Source organism: Nostoc spongiaeforme FACHB-130 (assembly GCF_014698475.1).
Taxonomy (GTDB): Bacteria; Cyanobacteriota; Cyanobacteriia; order Cyanobacteriales; family Nostocaceae; genus Nostoc_B; species Nostoc_B spongiaeforme.
The window spans coordinates 1-15,100 of record NZ_JACJTB010000063.1 but is presented as its reverse complement, the minus strand read 5'-3'; the positions used below and the strand labels follow the sequence as shown (position 1 = coordinate 15,100).

Here is a 15,100-nt window from a genome sequence, read left to right as displayed (position 1 = left end):
AAGTTGTTGCCTTAACTGAACTGTATTACCCTATATCCCGCATTAGAACTAAATTCCTAAATCCCTCATTACCTGCAACCATTTGTCTGGTGTTTGTAGAGTTTGCTGGAGAAATTTGCTTGTCAGATTGCTGGCATTAGCTTGATATAGCAGAGTGGCATAACTAAAACGACTCGCTGGTTTTTTGAAATTATCTTTGCCATAAATAAAAATCAGTTCCGCCAGCTTTTCTTCTACTTTCAAGATTACTTGGGGTGCGAGGGCAAGTAAATCTTGCATCCACTGTTCTTTGTTGGCAATAAAAGCCGATAGCTCTGGATTTGAGGAATTTTTAAGCTCATCACAAATCGCCTGAATTTTTTCCCATTTATAACTACTCCAAGGTTTAGCCATCATTACTGGCAATTGCCATTTCACTATTTCTGCTTGCCAATAATCTTTCGGTGCTGGCACTTGTACAATTTCAAAATTAGGTAAAATTAGGGCGGTCAATTTGCCGCCGTGACAAGCTCCTGTGTCGATACCATAAGCTTTTTGTGCAATTATGAGTGGGGAATCACCAACCACACGATGACCAAAAATTATTGGTTTAACGCCACTATATAATTGACTCCAGGATATATCTCTATATTTTTTTTCTAGATGCTTTTCACCTGCGGTACAACCACATAAAACTTCTTGTTTTTGTTCTTCAATGGGTATACCATCTTCTACCGCCGCATGAACAAAAATTGCCTGATCAGTTTCGTAATAGTAAGGTAAATTACTAATCCATTCTAAAAATTCGCCATAGCGATCGCCAAATTGTAATGTAACAATTTCCTGGGAGTAAGAAAGTGTTTGCCTCAGATGTTTGCGTTCGTGATTTCCCATTAACACCACTGTGTTGGGGCGATTTCTGAGAAAGTCATATACTTTAACCGAATCAACTCCCCGATCAACAATATCTCCTAAAGATATTAAACAATCTTCCTCTGTTATTTCTACTTTGCTTAATAGCTGAAGCAGTTCTTCATAGCAACCATGAATGTCACCGACTGCAATTGTTCGCATTTTTCCAAATTCAATCGAATAATTTCAGTATACTACAAATATGTATTTTTTGTAGTATGTAGTTGCATAGGATTTAAATAAGTTGAAGACTGACGCAGAAAAACGAAAAATCAAAGGTTTGGGGTAGGATGAAGGCTCAATTTGGTTAAAAATCTCACTGATGGCAGAAGTTTTACTGAGTCAGCTTCTCTAAAATCAGTTATGCAATAACTGAAACTAGCTAACAATGCGAATACTTCTGGTAGAAGATGACACAGCCCAATTAGAACCTTTGCAAACAGCATTGTCTCAAGCTGGACATATTGTAGATGGTGTAGAAAATGGTGCGATCGCTCAGTGGGCAATTACCCAGCGCGACTATGACTTATTGATATTAGACTGGATGCTGCCAGAAATCAGTGGTTTAGACTTATGTCGGCAATATCGCAAAGCAGGTAAAACCGCACCTGTATTGATGTTGACGGCAAAAGATACCACTGGTGAAAAAGTCACAGGTTTAGATGCTGGTGCAGATGATTATTTAGTCAAACCTACAGATTTATTTGAATTATTAGCTAGAGTGCGGGCTTTAGGTAGGCGATCGCCTGTTTGGCAAGGTGAAAAACTCCAACTGGCGGATCTGCAACTGCACATTTCCACACAGATTGTAGAACGAGGTGCAGCCAAAGTAGAATTATCTACCCGCGAATTTCAGTTACTAGAATATTTCATGCGTCATCCATATCAAATTTTAAGTCGCAATCAAATTGAACAAGCTTTATGGGAATGGGGTAGTGAACCGGAAAGTAATGCTACAACTACTTTAGTACGCCGTTTGCGCCAGCGTTTACAGTTACTAAATGCAGCAGATTGGCTAGAAACCGTTTATGGTATGGGTTATCGTCTCAATCCTGAACGGCAAAAATAAAGTTTAATTTTTCTGAGTTATGTTCAACCGTAGCCGCCGTAACTTGGCTAGTTGGTTTACTCTCTCAATGGGTAGTATTCTGGTAATTTTTGCTGGGATTCTTTATTATCAAGAATCAGTCCAGCAGCTAGAAGTTGTAGATTTGATTCTCTACAATAAATCTAAAGTAATTACATCTAGTATCAAATACAAAGATTATCAAGGCGAAAAACAAGTATTTCTGAAAAATTTACCAGTTTTAGGAAATAACCCACCACCAGAAGATAGTGATATTATTTATGCTCGGTGGTATGACACTCAAGGTAATCTCAAGCGTTACTTTGGGCAAATTAACCAGAAAAAATTAACCCAAAGATATGCTTATCGTACATTAAAAATTACCCATAAATCTGATTTAACATCACCAGAAATTTGGGTAAGAGAAATTACTTTACCAGTAGAGTATCAAGATAAGTTAATTGGCTATTTGCAAATGGCAATACCAATGACTCGTGTCCAAGAATTACTTCATAGATTTTTAATTCTACTCATATCAACAGTATTTATTGCTTTAGCAATCACAGGTTTAACAGGATGGTTTCTTAGTGGTATAGCAATGCAACCTATTCAGCTAAGTTATAGGCAACTAGAACGTTTTACCGCCCATGCTTCCCATGAATTACGTACTCCCTTGGCGGCGATTTTAAGTAATGCTCAAGTTGGTTTACTCGCACCAATGGAAGATAGTAATAGTAAACATTTACGTCTAAAAAAAGTTGCAGAAGTTGCCAAATCAATGAATACATTGATTGGAAATTTACTATTTCTGGCACGCCGGACAGGGCGATTAACTCCAGAATCTTTAAAAGAAGTTGACTTGAGAGACTTACTAGTAGAATTGTTAAACTCACCTGCTGTAAAGACTGCTGCTAAAGATTTAAATCTCCAGAGTGATTTACCAAAATCGCCAATTATGGTAAAAGTAGATGCTGATTTGATATGTTTGGCTGTGATGAATTTGCTGGGTAATGCTTGTAAATATACTCCGGCTGGCGGGATGGTGGAGTTACGTTTATTTAGTAGATACAATCAGGCATTCATCGAAGTAGAAGACAATGGAATTGGAATTGCTGCGGCACATTTACCACATATCTTTGAGCAATTTTATCGGGTAGAACAACATCAGACAAATTCGGCGAGTGGCTTTGGCTTGGGATTAGCGATCGCACAACAAATCATTGAAGCACATGGCGGACATCTCAGTGTGACAAGTGAACAAGGTAAGGGTTCCGTCTTTCAAATTAAAATGCCACTTTAAAAGTAAATAAAAATCGATAATTTTAGATCCCCGACTTCTTAAAGAACTCAGGGATCTTTTCATTCATAAAAGATGAATAATGACGATGGTTGTCACTTTTATGTCACATTTATCCTGAATCATAAATAAGTAATTGGTATTTTATTCCCCAACATTGCTCATTACACTCAATACTAAGCAGGAGTCGATGTGAGTAGACATGAAAAGTACAAGTTACTGGAAGGTTTAGCAACTACAGAAGCCTCACCTAAGCCATCACTGACATTATCAGATGCGGTGGCGTTGATTGTCGGTATTGTAATTGGTGCAGGCATTTTTGAAACTCCCGCCTTAGTAGCAACCCAAGCAGGTAGCAGTCAGGCAGTATTGCTATTTTGGTTCATCGGTGGTGTGGTTTCTTTGGTGGGCGCATTGTGCTACGCCGAGTTAGCCACAACCTATCCCGATGTGGGTGGAGTTTATTATTATCTTAAACGTGCCTTTGGGCGAGAAATTGCCTTTTTATTTGCTTGGGCGCGGATGAGTGTGATTCAAACAGGTTCTATTGCTTTGTTGGCATTTGTGTTTGGTGATTATGCTTCGCAGATTTGGCGACTAGGCAACTTTTCACCTTCGATTTATGCCGCAATTGCGATCGCATTTTTAACGGCTTTAAATATTGTCGGCTTGCAACAAGGTAAGTGGACACAAAACTTACTCACCGCCGCCAAAGTCCTCGGTTTGTTGCTAGTGGTATTAATTGGCTTAACCGCCACTGCTAATACTCCCACCCCTGTGGAATCTACCTCAACCGGAACCTGGGGACTTGCAATGGTGTTTGTTTTATTGTCTTATGGCGGTTGGAATGAAGCCGCTTATATTTCTGCTGAAATTCAAAATCGTCAACGCAACATAGTGCGATCGCTTTTGTGGAGTATTGGCACAATTACTGTCATTTACTTGTTAATTAATCTGGCTTATCTGCGAGGATTGGGATTAACAAATATGGCTAATTCCCAAGCTGTCGCCGCCGATTTAATGCGGACATTTTGGGGCGAACCGGGCGCTTTGTTCATCAGCTTATTAATTGCGGTTTCGACTTTGGGCGCACTGAACGCAACTGTCTTTACTGGGGCGCGGACTAATTACGCTTTAGGGCAAGATTTTGCCATCTTTGGTTTTATGGGAAAGTGGCGGCAACGTCCCAGTACACCTAGCTATGCTTTAGTATTGCAAGCTGCGATCGCATTAGCATTGGTTTTATTAGGTACGTTCACCCGCAAAGGCTTTGAAACAATGGTGGACTATACCGCCCCCATATTTTGGTTTTTCTTTTTACTTTCAGGCGCATCGCTACTAGTGCTACGTAATCGAGAACCACAAATTCCGCGACCATTCCGCGTGCCATTTTATCCCTTGACACCATTGCTGTTTTGCTCAGTTTGCGGTTACTTGCTTTATTCCAGCTTGGTATATACCGGCGTGGGCGCGGTTGTTGGCGTTGTAGTTGTCGCCGCAGGTATTCCGCTACTGCTGTGGAATCGTTACCGCCAAGTTCCCAGAGGTTAGAGATTTTTCCACCATCTTTGCTTTAGGAGTAGATTCATGTTTCAAAAAATGTTGCTCTTATTCATTACAGGCGTTAGTGTCACCACTTTATCAATTGCTGGATGCACCGCCCAACAACAAGACTCAGCCGCAGAAGTTCAACCACCTGTTTTAACTTCTCAAACTGAAACACCTACAACAACTCAACCGCAAGAACGCCCTGGTGATGTTCCTTATGTACCCACACCACAACCTGTAGTTGATGCGATGTTGCAAGTAGCCAAGGTAGGTAAAAATGATATACTTTATGACCTTGGTAGTGGTGATGGACGAATTGTTGTGACCGCCGCCCAAAAATATGGTACACGCGGCGTAGGTATAGATATTAACCCTGAACGGATTCAAGAAGCTAACGCCAACGCTCAAACAGCAGGAGTTACAGACCGTGTAGAGTTTCGTCAGCAAGACTTATTTAAAACTGATTTGAGTCAAGCTACTGTAATTACACTCTACCTTCTGCCCGAAGTGAACCTCAGACTCCGCCCCGAATTATTAAAACTCAAACCAGGTACAAGAATTGTTTCCCACGCTTTTGATATGGGCGACTGGAAACCACAACAAACACTGCAAGTAGATGGAAAAACTATTTACTATTGGGTAGTGCCGAAAGAAGTACCAGCGAATTTGCGATAACTCATCTTACGAGACTGGGTGTAAGGGTTTTGAATACCTACACCCACATACTATTTCAAAGCCAATATTACCAATAGTAAATATTTCTTATATAGATTGGTGGGAAAAAAAGTCGAGAAGGTAGAAGTTCAAAAAGTTACTGTCAAAAGCAGAAATGCTATGTATTTATCTTCGATTTACAATTCTCCAGCAAGGCGCAGAGCATTCTGAACTAAAGGCTCTGCAATGCGAAAATCTGCTGCTTCTAATGCGGTTAGTAATGGTTTAATCTCAGCAATAATGCCCTGCTGTTTAGCTCGTAACAGCATTCCGACTGTTCCAATAACTTTTAAACTAAGCTGTTGTGCAATGCGCCGAGCATTTCTATCATCAAGAATAATGAACACATCTTCAATTTCCATTGCCAGTGCTATTGCTTCTGCTTCTCCACTATCAATTTGAGTTTTTAAAGTTGTAACTACTGCTAAATTTTTGACTGCTTGAACTGTTAACCACTCTGCTGATAAACCGACTTCAGCCGCTACGGCACAAGGTATAATCACTGGGAAGAATACTTGAGGTAATATATCTAGTCTGCCAATGCGTTCCAAACCAATTAAACAGGTACTATTAGTTACCGTTTTTTTTATCAAAGATTTATCTCCTGTTCTAGTTCCTCGGCTGGATAATTAATTACTGGAATTTCCATTTTTCCCAGCAACTCTATAAATGTTGGTTTGGAATAACCTGCTAATTTGGCAGCTTTTCCTAGTGATAACTTTCCAGTTTCATATAGTTTAACTGCCAACATTAATATTGCTTCGTCTGGAGAAATATATGGGGGTAGTTCTACTGTTAATCGACTCATTTTATTGCCTCTGCAAAAAAACTGGTATTAGATGGCTTACGGTTATTTGTGAACCTAGTATAGGTAAACTAAGTGGTAATTAAGCTGCGTTGACTTCGCCAAATTGTGTTAAGAATCTGAAGGCTTTGAGAATATAAGTCGCGCAATCTTGTGGTGAAGTATTGTAAAAAGACCGCCACGCATTTGCTTTATCTTCATCATAGCGATCGCCGCGCTCTGGATGTGCATCTAACCATGCTAAACGCACAGCATGACCAATTAACACATCTAACACAATATATTCTTCGATTTGCAAGCTGGGGTTTTTCGAGGCGATCGCGCCTAGTTCCATTAATGCTTCAATATTAACTTGGCGGTATTCTGGTGCTTCGATTTTATTTAATAAATGCTCCACCCGCAAAGCAAAGTTCTTTTCGCCCGCCGTCATTTCTGATAACATCAATTCGCTATCTAAACGATTACGCCGCTCTAGTTTGTCACCAATTACTAAGCCTTTACAACGTTGCATTAATAGCCAAACCTGTTGGAAAAAGTTTTTCGGGACGCGGTTCAGCGCCCCTTCGGCTTGGCGGAAACGTCGCCAACCACCCGCAGGAACTTCGACGATTTCTTCAGTAATTGTTGGTTGCACTACCCATTCAATATCACTTTCTTTTTGCTTGACGTGTAATGATTCTTGTTGGCGTAACAAGTTACTCATCCCTGTGTAACCAGTTAAAACCTGACGCAAGCGCATTTTAATTTCAAAGGGTGAAATTTCCATTAACTGTTCGTAGGCTTCATCTTGGGTGACACGCAATTCTCGCGCTAGTTCGCTAGTAATTAATAAGATGAGATAGCCAACACGTAAAGTTAACAGTCCTTGAAATAATTCTGGCTCCGAGCGAATCAAAGTCCCAAGATAAAGTATGATTTCTTGTGTCAGTACGCGATCGCGGATATCCTCACGACAGAAATTATTGATTTTCTCGGCAATTTCATTGGGAGGCATTGGTACATTAATTAATGATGCTTCGCTATACGCCCTCCCCACAGCTATTTGCTTACCCCGAATCAAAATGCTGGTGACTGCATCTGATAAAGCAATATCCACCATTTGCAATAAACCCGCAGCCCGACGGACGATTGCCCAGATACCTAAATCACCAGCTTTGATATACACTTCATTTAGCAAATCTCCCACTGTCACGCGAGTATTAGGGCCACCAAAACCAGTTTCAAAGTCTAATCCTTGCAAACGGGTTAAAGTCTGCAATAACTCAATTTGTTCATAGAGATTTTCTGAACCCCGCAGCGAAGAAAGCAATAATCCCAAATTGGTTTCATACTCCATTTGGAATTCTTGAGTATGTCCTAAGCGCCAACTCTTTCCGGGATGATAAGCCAAATAACAGCAATGAGGTGCAGCGTCGTGCATTGCTGACTGATAGAATTCAGCATCTTGCAGAAAATCAATTCTTTGAATAGCACCTGTCAGCATTAATTGATTAAGTCTGCCTAGTTTGACTCGCACACCATTGCAAACACCGTCTTTGAGTTCCTGCATCAATTCTAATAATGCTTCCGCACCAATTTCTAACATGGTGTGAGTCAACATTAAAGTTAAAATAGGACGACCTAAATCACTCCAATATTTTTGAATATAAGCAAGTTCGCTTCTAATTTGATCAATTAAAAAATGGTAATCAAGAGTTAAATAAAACTGTTGAGCGTCTAAAAATGATGGCAAAAATACTACAGTTGCACCAGAAATTCTAAATATCCGCGATGTGGTTAAACTCCGTAATCTTCTGACTGGTCGCCCTGTTAAACCTAGTTTATCGTTGCGTCCAATTTGAGTGTAGATAGCTGATAGTTCCCCAGCTTTTCTGACTTGAATTGGTTCTATTTGCTTGGGTGTTTGAGTTTCAATGCCATGCACTTCTAGTTTTGCTTGTAAGTCATCATCTTCGGCTAACAAAGCAATTTGTACCAGAGATTCCCGGCTTTTACCAATGCTTAAATATCTCCCTAATGGGTCAATATCACCAACCGCCAGCAAGCCTTCACTTAACATCAACCCCAAAAAATATAAACTTTGCGCCCAGACTAAAGGAATATTTTCATTAGGTAAACGTTTTTGACTTTGGGGTGTTAATTTTTCGGCTTCGACGTTTTTGGCAGGTACATAATAAAGTTCTGGTAATAAATAATAACCGTCCCGTTCTACTAATAATGATGCTAAAAGTTCTTGGTATTGTTGGACTTGCTTTTGATCATTGCGAAATAAGCCATCAAGTAGTAAATATGTGAAAAATAATGGCCATTCGCATTCAATATGCTCAAATTGCTTTAATTCCCAAGGTTCGTAGTGTAAACGCTGGTTATCTTCTAAAACAGTTTGATGTCCGTCACGTAAGAAGCGTTTGCAGCCGTATTTGCCTTGGAGTTTGTTGATGATATCGTTAAAAGTGCGATCGCGCAGATTAATATCCTCTACCGCAAACGCCGGATAGCTAATAATACTCAACAGTGCTGCATCAATTTCTTTAGAAGCTGATTCTCTCGGTAATAAAGATTCTAAAGTACTCCGGGCGCGGGCAATTTCATCAGGTAGCACATGAATTACCGATGCTTGACTTCCCCGCAACCCGAATAAATCGAGTTCATTAATCGCCTCTAGTGCAGCTTTCGCCATCCCCACAGAACTAGCGTTTAACTCTGCACTACCATGATTGATTTTATTCCCCCGTTCCCAGATACCATAATCTGGTGTGCGGTAGGCGCGACCTATATAGTAAACCAAGTTCTGCACAAAGTTTACTTCATCAATTGTATAAATAATCTGCAATCCCGAAGCCGTCATTTGCGCCAGCATCAATATAAATATAGATGTGGCATCAAGTTGCAAATGTCCCCACTCATCATCACCGACTACAATATCACCAGTCGCCGTGTTGTATTTGGCGTGTAACCCATCTAAGGGTGATTGAGTATGTTTAAAATGCTCAACTTTATGCGCCTGTCGCATCATTGCAAACAGCAACCCACGCATTAGCTTAATCACGCTGTGTTCTAATTCGTAAGTGCGTCCTTTGTCTTCATCCACTTTGCGATACGCCAGCGCCAAACCCCAAACCGCTAAGATGCTGTAAACATTGTCTCTCACCCAAGCATCTGTATAATCACCGTGAGCCGTAATGGCTGTACTCGCAGGTAGCAAACCAGTAATTGGATTTTGCCGCACTAAGATAATTGTCTTGATTTGCTGGTAGTAATGCTCCAGTCGAGTTTGTAATTCGGTAGCTGTTTTCATACTCATTAAGGGATACTTGCAGAATTCCAACCTATAGCTGTGAAGAGAACGGGTTTGTAATGGACGCGGGGATTTACAGCCAAGAGTAGTAGAGACTACTTATTATCTCGCGTTAGTAGCCATTTAGTTACACAGTTGTAAATGAATTCTCACTGAATCAAAATGTTTTTCACTGGTAAGGCATCTGGTGAAAATGAAGGGAAAGACTTAAAATGTTGCGTCCCAGAAAGGATGTGTGGTAATACAGGCTCAAGCTTTGCCGGATTTACGCTGTTTACACGACAATTTTATTATACTGCGATCGCCACTGGATGTTGTAAGTAAGTCGGTATGAAAAACATAACTACGCTCACAGAGATCAATTAATATAGCGCCTGCGTACACATAGCAAAATTAAATTAGTACGCCTTGAACTTTATGCTGATGGTTCACCCAAAAAAGTGGGTGTTTCAGGCAAAGTCACAAAAAAAATTTTATTTTCTGCCGAATTACTGACTATCACCCACAAATAACTCTTCCTACTTAAGTAGTACATAGAAGTGTATTTCTCGTCCAGATTCCTAAGATAGCGATAGAATCGGGACTTTTAGTTATGGCTGAATTTTGTAAATCAATGTGTAATGTGAACATACCTTTGCGGAGACAAAAAGTCTTTTCTATTACTGATTCGGTACTACTGTGGGCGCAAAATTTTAGTTGCTACATGGTCTTCGGTAGAACTCCAAGGGTCGGAGTGCGATTAAGAGTGATATCATAGAAGTCGTCACTGAAGACATCAAAATAATCATCACTACATGAAAGCCGAATCCGTTCGCACTACACTAGCAATACCACGAGAACTTTTAGAAGCAACTGACAAGGCAGTTTTAGAAGGCAAAGCAAGAAGTCGTAATGATTTTATGGTGCAAGCAATACGTCGAGAATTAGCAGCACAAAAAAGAGCCGCAATTGATGCTGCTTTGACAGAAATGGTCACTGATCCTGATTATCAGGCAGAGGTACTCAAGCTCGAAACTGAATTTGCTGCTGCTCAGTGGGAGGCTTTTCTGTTAGAGGAATCTCTGTAATGAGAAGGGGTGAGGTCTATGATGCTCGCCTAGAATCAACTGAAGGTTCAGAGCAAGGGGGGACTCGCCCAGTAATTATTGTTAGTCGTGATGCAATTAATTCGTCGAGTCCAGTTGTTTTAGCAGTTCCCTGCACTACTTATCAATCAGGCAAGCGAGTTTATCCAACCCAGGTGTTAATTTTAGCACCCGATGGCGGACTCAAGCGAGATTCGATCGCAATGGCAGATCAAGTGCGGGTGCTATCTAAAACCCGCTTTTTGCGTTTAAGAGGCGCAGTTTCGCAGTCGGTAATGGCTCATTTATCTCAGGCTTTGTTAATAGCCTTAGATTTACCTATCCCAGAAGAAGAGTGAAGAGAGTAGGTTGGGGAGCAACTGTGTTGCTTTGGTTTCCAAAGGTGTAGCAAGGGGTGTTAGAGGCGCACAAAAGATATTGACAACAAGATGGTAAATCTATAAGTTGCGCCGTAACCCAACACCAAATCATAAATGTCTTTCAGTAGACTTGTTGCAAAAGTGCTTAAAATGTGATTTTTGGGTTCCACCGCGTTTCACTTAACCTACGAAGTGGTGTTACTTATTAGTTCACAAAATAATGCTCTTGAAAGTAATCGATGACATCTCTGGGAGTATGCTGATAATCAGATTCTCTGCTGTGGCTGAAAATGACTGCTTCACAACCTTAGATGCTATTGTTGCCAGTTGCACAGAGGAATGAGTGAACCTTAGCGTTGACTCTGGATGAATATAGAATTCTCTACACCATTGACGACGAACATCAACTAGTAGATGTGTTTCGTGTTGGTAAACGAAATGATGATGAAGTCTACAAAAATCTGTGATCAAGAAGACAGCATAAGCGCCTGAAAAGTAGAAAAAACGGCAAAGATACTTAATGCTTACTTGAGCTAGACGAAATACAATCTCTGTTCACAAGTTACTCAAAACTGACAATGGTGAGAAGACAGGGATTTTATTCGACTTTATTGGCTTTATGATATAAATTTTGCCGGAAATTGAGTATTTTTTCTCAATTTATAGTTCTTATTTAGCTGATAAATCTAACTGTAGTCAGATATTTATCGCTCTTTTGAGCTATTGACACCTGAATTTTTGATCGCAATTTATCTTGCAGATTCTTAAAAAAGGTTATAAATTATTAAGTTATAGGGGAAAATAAAAATTGTAATTTCCAAAACAAAAATATTATACGTAATTCTACCGAAAATTATTTAACATTTAAATAGCTTACAAGATATATTTTGATTGATATAACTGGTTCTAGACAGAACATAGAACTGTCATAAATGTCAGGCTATATTTTATTTCAATATTTTTAGTATGAATTTTTGAATAAGGTGAAAAAATCAAAGCAATTCATTGGAAAATATCCTTGAATTGTCGGAAATTAATAAACAGGAAAACCGCTACAAAAATGGTGGTTATAATCAGGAAATCAACTTTAATAAGATAATTATTCTGCTGTTTATTAAAGGTTGTTTGTTATGATGAGTATGGCGGAAAATCAGCATATCAGGAGCATTTACCACCAATATATACCCTGTAAGGAGTTTACCTGACAATGCAAATAGAGAATTTAGTAACAGATGAAATTACAGAAAAATCAGCATGGGAAGCACTAGAAAAATCGATTCTCTATTATCGAGGGCGACCGATTGGTACAGTCGCAGCTTATGATAATTCTGTGGAAGCACTCAATTATGACCAGTGCTTTATTCGAGATTTTGTATCTTCAGCACTAATTTTTCTAGCTAAAGGTAGAACAGATATTGTGCGTAATTTTTTGGAAGTAACTTTAAAGTTACAACCAAAAGAAAGGCAATTAGATGCTTATAAGCCAGGGAGAGGTTTAATTCCAGCCAGCTTTAAAGTTATTGTTGAGAATGGCGAAGAATATTTAGAAGCAGATTTTGGGGAACATGCGATCGCCAGAGTCACACCTGTAGATTCTTGTCTGTGGTGGATTATTTTGTTGCGTGCTTATGTTGTAGCGACAAAAGATTTTTCTATAGCTTATCAGCCAGAATTTCAAAATGGAATTCGGTTGATTATGGAAATTTGTTTGGCTAATCGCTTTGATATGTACCCAACCTTGTTAGTTCCAGACGGTGCTTGTATGATTGACCGTCGTATGGGTATATATGGCCATCCTCTAGAAATACAAGTTTTATTCTACACAGCACTAAGGGCAGCACGAGAGTTATTAGTTTGCCAAGGTAATCAAGATATTGTGATGGCGATTGATAATCGTTTACCACTTTTATGTGGACATATTCGCCAGCATTATTGGATAGATATTAATCGCTTAAATGCTATTTATCGCTTCAAAAGTGAAGAATATGGTAAAGCGGCGGTGAATCTATTTAACATTTATGTAGACTCTATTCCCTATTATGAATTAGATAAATGGCTACCCAAAAAAGGTGGTTATCTTGCAGGTAATGTCGGGCCATCGCAGTTAGATACTCGCTTTTTTGCCTTGGGTAACTTGATGGCGATAATTTCTGATTTAGCCACAGAAGAACAGTCACAAGCAATTATGACTTTGATTGATGAAAGATGGGACGATTTAGTAGGAGATATGCCGATGAAAATCTGTTTCCCAGCGATAGAAGATGAAGAGTACAGAATTGTAACTGGATGTGACCCCAAAAACATACCTTGGTCTTATCATAATGCTGGTAGCTGGCCTGTGTTGATGTGGATGTTAACAGCAGCAGCTATGAAAACTAATAGAACCAGTTTGGCAAAAAAAGCGATCGCCATTGCAGAAGCCCGCATTGGTGAAGATGAATGGCCGGAATATTACGATGGTAAAAAAGGCAGATTAATTGGTAAACAAGCGAGAAAGTATCAAACCTGGACAATTGCAGGTTTCTTATTAGCGAAAGAATTAGTTAAAGATGCTTCTCATTTACCGCTAGTAAGTTTCGATAAGTTACCACCAGATTTAGTATCAAGAGCATGTGAGTTTGAAATCCGCAGTGTAGATCCTCTTAGCTCTTAATCTTGAGTCACCAAGAATTCAGTCGCCAGAATTCAATTCTGAATTCTGGCGACTGGCCTATATATTCTTGGGTTAGCAAGTTGCTGGGCGGGATGGTGAAGAATGTAAAACAGAAACCAGCGCGTAAAAAGAAGTCATCGCCTGGGCAACTAAGCTTACCTTGGAATCAGTGCCAGGTATTGGAAAGTCCCCAAGTGCAAGATGTTGCCGAAAAATTTATTCTGGCTAATTGCTACAAGCCCTGAAAATTTGCTATCTTTGATTCTAGTTGCTTTTGTCCCCCACCCCCTTGTTTCGTTCGAGCGACACTCGCAGCAATTTCTTTAACATCTACTGATGTCAGGGGTGGAAAAAGGAAAAAGTACACAACAACAAGCTGCTGTGATGGTGCATGGTGTTCGTTCATTCAACTTAACTTCAGGGCTTGCCTTGAAGAAGCACAAGGGTAACTGTATTTTATATGCAGATTTCCAATGCTGGTCACATTTTGCTGTTGCAATTTGTGATTTGAGTTGTATGCACGGATGCCCGGTTGAACAAAGCAGCATAAAATAAAGCTTTTAGCTACCGGAATTGTTGCAAACGCTCTCTTCAAGGCAGCCTCCTAGATTCAACCCAAGGAGGTATAAAAAGTGCAAAGTTCCGTGAGTATCAGCAATAGCAATAAGATCGCATTCAATGTGAATGCCCCAGGCTGTCTTGAGTCTGGGGCTTTTGTGTTTGCGGTTTTATTCACAGAAAAAAGCCCGGAATTCTCCAGGCAGATCAATTAATTAATGTCACTTTCATCATAGATCCATGTTCATAAAAAAGAAAAACTCATCCCTATTTCCCAAGAGAAACTTAGAGTCTGGGAAGTATGTTTACTTGTTCCTTGGCCTTATTGCGATCGCTCATGTTGTTACCGCCGCATTCTCTGGTTGTAACCCCGTTAGCTTTTACCTGCGGGGATTAGGAATTGAGTACCAGTTTGAAAAAGGGGCTTGTCAACTTCCGCCAGATCAACAGCAGAAGTAGGATGAGTTAATCAGGTGTCCAGTGGTGCAATTACTCCACTGCTGGATATCTGCAATTTCTTAGAGGAAGTGCGATTCGTTGAGAGTGAATCACGGTTAAAGTCCGTAAATAACCTCTCCAACCAAACTTAGAAATAAGGAAGGTTGAACTTTCGGTCTGATACGGGTGAAAGCCCCGTCCACCAGACTCAGGTGTGACTCCCTATCTGCCCACACTGACCAGACTCGGTTTTCTGGAGGGTGAAGTTGGGAGCAGGGGTGCGACCCGAACTGGTCGTTTAGAAAGGGAAGCCCACTTCCCTAGCGGATTCATACCCGCTACTCTCACGGAAAAGACTCTGCGAGAGTCTGGTCACGTCCAAGTAGGT

The 15,100-nt window shown here is 40.1% G+C and carries 14 protein-coding genes and 1 pseudogene; 11 read left to right on the top strand and 4 right to left on the bottom strand.

What is annotated here, in order from left to right; translation table 11 throughout:
- Positions 1-48 precede the first annotated feature (48 nt).
- A complete protein-coding gene (locus tag H6G74_RS28255) occupies positions 49-1,053 on the bottom strand; it encodes a metallophosphoesterase (RefSeq protein WP_190970896.1) in 1,005 nt (334 codons plus the stop codon).
- A gap of 226 nt (positions 1,054-1,279) precedes the next feature.
- Here H6G74_RS28255 and rppA point away from each other — a divergent pair, with 226 nt between their 5' ends.
- From rppA to H6G74_RS28235, 4 genes are all read left to right on the top strand, one after another.
- A complete protein-coding gene (gene rppA, locus H6G74_RS28250) occupies positions 1,280-1,960 on the top strand; it encodes a two-component system response regulator RppA (RefSeq protein WP_190970895.1) in 681 nt (226 codons plus the stop codon).
- 19 nt (positions 1,961-1,979) lie between these two features.
- Positions 1,980-3,257 carry a sensor histidine kinase gene (locus H6G74_RS28245; protein ID WP_190970894.1) on the top strand — a complete coding sequence of 426 codons (1,278 nt, stop codon included), beginning with the start codon at positions 1,980-1,982 and terminating at the stop codon, positions 3,255-3,257.
- A gap of 189 nt (positions 3,258-3,446) precedes the next feature.
- The gene (locus tag H6G74_RS28240) at positions 3,447-4,805 is read left to right on the top strand and encodes an APC family permease (RefSeq protein ID WP_190970893.1); all 1,359 of its coding nucleotides are present in this window, start codon (positions 3,447-3,449) and stop codon (positions 4,803-4,805) included.
- A 36-nt stretch (positions 4,806-4,841) separates the two neighbouring features.
- Entirely contained in the window at positions 4,842-5,477 is a 636-nt protein-coding gene (locus tag H6G74_RS28235) for an SAM-dependent methyltransferase (RefSeq protein ID WP_190970892.1), read from the top strand.
- A 176-nt stretch (positions 5,478-5,653) separates the two neighbouring features.
- On the opposite strand, the gene H6G74_RS28230 is transcribed toward H6G74_RS28235, so the two are convergent.
- From H6G74_RS28230 to H6G74_RS28220, 3 genes are all read right to left on the bottom strand, one after another.
- Entirely contained in the window at positions 5,654-6,109 is a 456-nt protein-coding gene (locus H6G74_RS28230) for a DUF3368 domain-containing protein (RefSeq protein ID WP_190970891.1), read from the bottom strand.
- The gene (locus H6G74_RS28225; RefSeq protein WP_190970890.1) at positions 6,106-6,324 is read right to left on the bottom strand and encodes a UPF0175 family protein; all 219 of its coding nucleotides are present in this window, start codon (positions 6,322-6,324) and stop codon (positions 6,106-6,108) included. The genes H6G74_RS28230 and H6G74_RS28225 overlap by 4 nt, the downstream gene beginning before the upstream one ends.
- 79 nt (positions 6,325-6,403) lie before the next feature.
- The gene (locus tag H6G74_RS28220) at positions 6,404-9,619 is read right to left on the bottom strand and encodes a glycoside hydrolase family 15 protein (protein ID WP_190970889.1); all 3,216 of its coding nucleotides are present in this window, start codon (positions 9,617-9,619) and stop codon (positions 6,404-6,406) included.
- Between the two features lie 162 nt (positions 9,620-9,781).
- Between H6G74_RS28220 and H6G74_RS30965 the strand changes: the two genes are divergently transcribed.
- The 7 genes and pseudogenes from H6G74_RS30965 to H6G74_RS28190 all read left to right on the top strand — a co-directional run bounded on the left by H6G74_RS30965 (position 9,782) and on the right by H6G74_RS28190 (position 14,733).
- Positions 9,782-9,943 carry a hypothetical protein gene (locus H6G74_RS30965; protein WP_206756996.1) on the top strand — a complete coding sequence of 54 codons (162 nt, stop codon included), beginning with the start codon at positions 9,782-9,784 and terminating at the stop codon, positions 9,941-9,943.
- A gap of 470 nt (positions 9,944-10,413) precedes the next feature.
- The gene (locus tag H6G74_RS28215; protein ID WP_190970888.1) at positions 10,414-10,686 is read left to right on the top strand and encodes a ribbon-helix-helix domain-containing protein; all 273 of its coding nucleotides are present in this window, start codon (positions 10,414-10,416) and stop codon (positions 10,684-10,686) included.
- On the top strand, positions 10,686-11,042 hold the full coding sequence (locus tag H6G74_RS28210; protein WP_062295971.1) for a type II toxin-antitoxin system PemK/MazF family toxin: 357 nt from the start codon (positions 10,686-10,688) through the stop codon (positions 11,040-11,042). Before H6G74_RS28215 ends, H6G74_RS28210 begins: the two co-directional genes overlap by 1 nt.
- A 389-nt stretch (positions 11,043-11,431) precedes the next feature.
- Positions 11,432-11,530: pseudogene (locus H6G74_RS28205) on the top strand (type II toxin-antitoxin system RelE family toxin); the annotation flags it as partial.
- 740 nt (positions 11,531-12,270) lie between these two features.
- Positions 12,271-13,716: a glycoside hydrolase 100 family protein gene (locus H6G74_RS28200; protein WP_190970887.1), complete on the top strand. Its 1,446-nt coding sequence runs from the start codon at positions 12,271-12,273 to the stop codon at positions 13,714-13,716.
- A gap of 336 nt (positions 13,717-14,052) precedes the next feature.
- Entirely contained in the window at positions 14,053-14,271 is a 219-nt protein-coding gene (locus H6G74_RS28195) for a hypothetical protein (protein WP_190970886.1), read from the top strand.
- Between the two features lie 312 nt (positions 14,272-14,583).
- The gene (locus tag H6G74_RS28190) at positions 14,584-14,733 is read left to right on the top strand and encodes a hypothetical protein (protein WP_190970885.1); all 150 of its coding nucleotides are present in this window, start codon (positions 14,584-14,586) and stop codon (positions 14,731-14,733) included.
- Positions 14,734-15,100: the final 367 nt, after the last annotated feature.

Bases quoted from the DNA above. Each gene is read 5' to 3' on its own strand.
- H6G74_RS28215 (WP_190970888.1), top strand. From the start codon at position 10,414: ATGAAAGCCGAATCCGTTCGCACTACACTAGCAATACCACGAGAACTT.
- H6G74_RS28210 (WP_062295971.1), top strand. From the start codon at position 10,686: ATGAGAAGGGGTGAGGTCTATGATGCTCGCCTAGAATCAACTGAAGGT.
- H6G74_RS28235 (WP_190970892.1), top strand. From the start codon at position 4,842: ATGTTTCAAAAAATGTTGCTCTTATTCATTACAGGCGTTAGTGTCACC.
- H6G74_RS28245 (WP_190970894.1), top strand. From the start codon at position 1,980: ATGTTCAACCGTAGCCGCCGTAACTTGGCTAGTTGGTTTACTCTCTCA.
- H6G74_RS28255 (WP_190970896.1), bottom strand. From the start codon at position 1,053: ATGCGAACAATTGCAGTCGGTGACATTCATGGTTGCTATGAAGAACTG.
- H6G74_RS28200 (WP_190970887.1), top strand. From the start codon at position 12,271: ATGCAAATAGAGAATTTAGTAACAGATGAAATTACAGAAAAATCAGCA.
- H6G74_RS28225 (WP_190970890.1), bottom strand. From the start codon at position 6,324: ATGAGTCGATTAACAGTAGAACTACCCCCATATATTTCTCCAGACGAA.
- H6G74_RS28195 (WP_190970886.1), top strand. From the start codon at position 14,053: ATGTCAGGGGTGGAAAAAGGAAAAAGTACACAACAACAAGCTGCTGTG.
- H6G74_RS30965 (WP_206756996.1), top strand. From the start codon at position 9,782: ATGTTTTTCACTGGTAAGGCATCTGGTGAAAATGAAGGGAAAGACTTA.
- rppA (WP_190970895.1), top strand. From the start codon at position 1,280: ATGCGAATACTTCTGGTAGAAGATGACACAGCCCAATTAGAACCTTTG.
- H6G74_RS28220 (WP_190970889.1), bottom strand. From the start codon at position 9,619: ATGAAAACAGCTACCGAATTACAAACTCGACTGGAGCATTACTACCAG.